We start from the raw sequence: 3,862 nt of genomic DNA, 5'->3' as shown, positions 1-3,862 counted from the left end.
TTGATTGGTGGGGAGCGTAGGAGGTGTATAGGGAGCGGGTGGGGGGGATAGTGGGGCGGGCCAGTGGATCCGGTGAACGGATCGACGACGCCGGCTGGGGTTTGCTCGTTCGTTTGGTCAGCCGATTCGCGGCCGAAGGAGTCGACCGGGGGTTGGCGCATGCGCAGGTGGTGCAGGCCGCGCGACTTGACGACGGCAGGGCTCAGACCCTGTGGCAGGGGGTAGCCGATAGGCAGGTTTACGTTGCTGCGGAACCGCTCTCCGGTCCGGAGGCGACAGTCGACCGCGAGGCTCCCTCCGGCGAAGGCTTCGACGCTCTGGACTTCTCTGAGGGCGAAGACATCGCGGATGGTCCAATCCTGGCCGAGGTCCGCGGCCCAGTGCGGATCGGTGATCTGGATGTCGCACGCGCCGCGGCGCGACGGGTGCTCAGAGTCGATCGACGGCTACGAAATCCGGGCAAGAAGGTACTAAGTGCAGAGGAAGAAGTAGGACTAGTCCTGTTGTTCCGTGGAAATCATACTTCGACGGAGGATTTACCCGACAGATACGTGGCAGATCTGGCGCGAGAAGGCGAGGCGTATCAGGCATTTTCGGCAATGATTGCCCACAACCAGGGGCTGGTCTACAAGACAGTGAAGGCATGGGGGCATCGAGACTATCCTGGTCAGGACGACCTCGTGCAGCACGGCGTGCTCGGCCTGATCCGCGCGGTCGAGAAGTTCGACACCTCCAGGGGGTACAAGTTTTCAACATACGCCACCTGGTGGGTTCGCCAGAGCGTGTCTCGCGCGATCGCCGACGAGGGGCTGATTATTCGTCTTCCAGTACACGTCTGGGAGGACGTCGAGAAAATTCGGAAGCGGGAGCGAGAGCACTTTCTCAAATTCGGCAAGAAGCCCAATGTAGACGATCTTGCTCTGGCGTGTTGCTTGCGTCCGGAGAAGGTGGTCGATTACCTCCGTCTGGCCCGCCGGGTTGTGTCGCTCGATCAGCCTGCGGGCGGGAACGTGACGCTTGGCGAGCTGTGTGTCGACAACCTGGCGCTAGTTCCGGGCCCGGAGGAGGTATTGCGGTCGAGCTTCGAGCGTCAGGAGATCTTCCAGTGGTTCGACACATGCGGCCTCTCCTCGAGAGAGCGGGAGATTCTGTTACTGCGAAACGGATTAGTTGACGGGCAGATCTGGAATCTGGAGGAAATCGGTAAAAAGTTCGGCGTCACGCGCGAGCGAATTCGGCAAATCGAGGGTCAGGCGCTGGTGAGCATCAGGATAGGCCGGGGTCTCGAGCCGGATAATGCCGCTGCCGAACGCCGGCGTGCGAGGGCGGTCCGAAACGTGGGGCGAGATACGGTTGAGAGAACGACGCGCCGCGGAACCGTTGCGAAACGAGCGAGATCAGGTTCCGCTGCTGTCGCGCCCACGCCCGGGGCAGACATGCAGGAGGCGGAGAGCAGTTCCGACAGAGAGGAGGAATCGGTGACCTCGACGGAGCCCGAATTCGGCCGAGGAACGACTGAGCTGGAGTCATCGGTCAGGTGGTACCACCGTCCCGGGCACGATGACGGCGGGCGAGAGTTCGGGAACGCGGCGGCCTTCGCGTTCGAAGCTGACTTGGAAGTGCTGGCGCGCGAGGCGACCCAGAACAGCCTGGACGAACGCGACCGGCGGAACGACCGTCCGGTCCGGGTTCGTTACACCCTGCATGAACTGACTGGCGAGGCCCTTGCCGGGTTCTGCGACGCGATCCGCTGGAACGACCTCCGGCCGCACTATACGGCCGCCGCGGCGCAGGACCAGAAAGTCGGACGCGTCATCAGCTCCGGACTGCGCGAGATGATCGAGCGGGACCGGCTGGTGCTTCTCCGGATCGATGATTACAACGCCAACGGCCTCACTGGCGACGACTACGAGGACGGTCGGTTCGCGGCGGTGGTCCGACGCCAACTGGACAGCCATAAGTCCGATGTGTCGGCCGGCGGGTCATACGGTCTGGGCAAGGCCACGTTGTGGGCTACCAGCAGGCTGGGTCTCGTTCTCATGAATTCGACGCTTTCCGAACCGCACGAGGGGCGCACTCGGCGTCGGGTGATCGGTCGGCTCGACCTGCCGTGGCGGGAAGTGGACGGCAGGAGATTCGCCGGTCCTGCTTGGCTGGGGCACCCTGATCCCAGAGCAGAGAACACCGAAGTCGTCCGCTCTTGGTGGGCGGACGAAGGCGTGGTCGAGCGCTTGCATCTCACCAGAGAGGACGATGAGCCAGGCACCTCCTTCCTGATCGTGGGAGCCCATGATGTGGCCAGCCTGGCTGAAACTGGGCAGGACTACGACAGCAGCGCGAGCGAGGACGAGGACACTCTCGAGCGGATGCACCAGCGACTGGTCCGCGCACTGGGACGCAACTTTTGGGCAGCGATGACATCTGGGGGTGAGCATCGGCCATTGCTGGAGGCGTCCGTGCGAACGCTTCGCAACGGTGTGGAACATATCGATGAGGAACGGGTCGACCCGCAGGTACACCAGCCTGCTCGTTCGCGGGCTCTTCAAGCCTTCCTGGCAGGGACCACGGTGGATCGTCTCACCGAGGCCGGCCAAGTAGCTCTTGCCACCGTGCGCCTGAAACTTCCTGCGCGGGGGGCCGCCGGTACGGCAGGCGACCACAAGGCCGTCCTCCTCGTCACCGAATCCACCGACGCCGACGGCCGGATCAATCGCGTGACGGCAATGCGTGGCAATCGCATGACGGTCAAGACAAGCCGGGTACCCGGTCTACCCGTGGGTACCAACCCTTTCCAAGCCGTCCTGCTGGCTGGTCTGGCAGCAGGCGCGGACGCGCCCTTCTCAGCTGAAGCCGAGGAGTTCCTTCGTGCTTCCGAGCCGCCAGAGCACAACAAGTGGGCCCAGACCGAAGAGCTGAGAATGCGCTACTCACCGTCGGCCCATCGTCGGATCGCGGAGATGACCTGGGAGACAAATCAGGCGGTGCACCGATTGGTGGCGATTTCCAAAAAAGAGAAGACCGGTGGTACGAGCAAGGTAAGCAAACGACTCAAGATCTCGGGCAAACCAGCCGCCAAGGCAAGGGGAACTGCCACGCCTCCGAAACTGGATGAGCTGGACGCCGAGGTCGACGCTTCCGGCGCGTGGCAGATCACCGCAGTCGTCAAGATGACGCCTGGGAGCGAGGCCTGGGCAATGAACCCCATTGCGAAGCTAGAAGTGCGCTCGGGCCCACGCCCGCTAGTCAAATGGGCAGAGCTGATCGCCGTCAGCGGCTGCGAAGCAGTCGACGGCGTGTTGCATTTCGCTTCTGGAACGCGTCGTGCTGTCTTCCGGGGCGTCACCGATGTGTCGACCCACCCGGTACGGGCAACGCTGACTGGCCTCATCGTCGAGCTTCAGGAGAATAAGGGGGCCGTCGCGTGAAGGTCTACTCGTATCCTCGGCTGACCGGTGCGGTGACGGCCCGGATTACGGCCGTCCGGCTGCGCGGCCCGGGGGAAAGCCGCGAGCAGCTGGACTCGCGAAGTTGCTCGGTAGTCGAGCAGGTGGCAGCACTCGGGATGGCGGAACGCGACGACTGGCAGACGGCCAAGCTTGCGGTGACCGCGACCGTGCCGGCTCGAGAGATCGAGGCGAAGGGCAGCTGGTCAGATGTCGCGGTCGTCGCTGTTTTGACCGAAGGGGCCACCAACACCCGCACGGTGTCTCGGCTGGAGCCCTGCTCGGATGGTGGTCGGGAATGGACCGGGGAGATCGAGATAGACCGGGACAACCATGTGGATCGAGCGTCCCTCGTCGTGCACGTGGTGGCAACGGTGGGGGGCGTGGCGGGGCGGGTCATCGGCTCCATTGACGAGGAG

At 63.7% G+C, this 3,862-nt stretch carries 1 protein-coding gene and 1 pseudogene; both read left to right on the top strand.

Annotated elements, in window-relative coordinates; all coding sequences use genetic code 11:
- Positions 1-38 precede the first annotated feature (38 nt).
- Complete coding sequence (locus D0D37_RS46260; RefSeq protein WP_162834821.1) at positions 39-3,425, top strand: sigma-70 family RNA polymerase sigma factor; 3,387 nt, start codon at positions 39-41, stop codon at positions 3,423-3,425.
- Positions 3,422-3,862, top strand: a pseudogene (locus D0D37_RS46255) (hypothetical protein); the annotation flags it as partial. The gene D0D37_RS46260 and the pseudogene D0D37_RS46255, both read left to right, overlap by 4 nt.

It is taken from the genome of Amycolatopsis circi (assembly GCF_003385235.1).
Classification (GTDB): domain Bacteria; phylum Actinomycetota; class Actinomycetes; order Mycobacteriales; family Pseudonocardiaceae; genus Amycolatopsis; species Amycolatopsis circi.
This window is presented reverse-complemented; position numbering and strand designations above follow the sequence as displayed.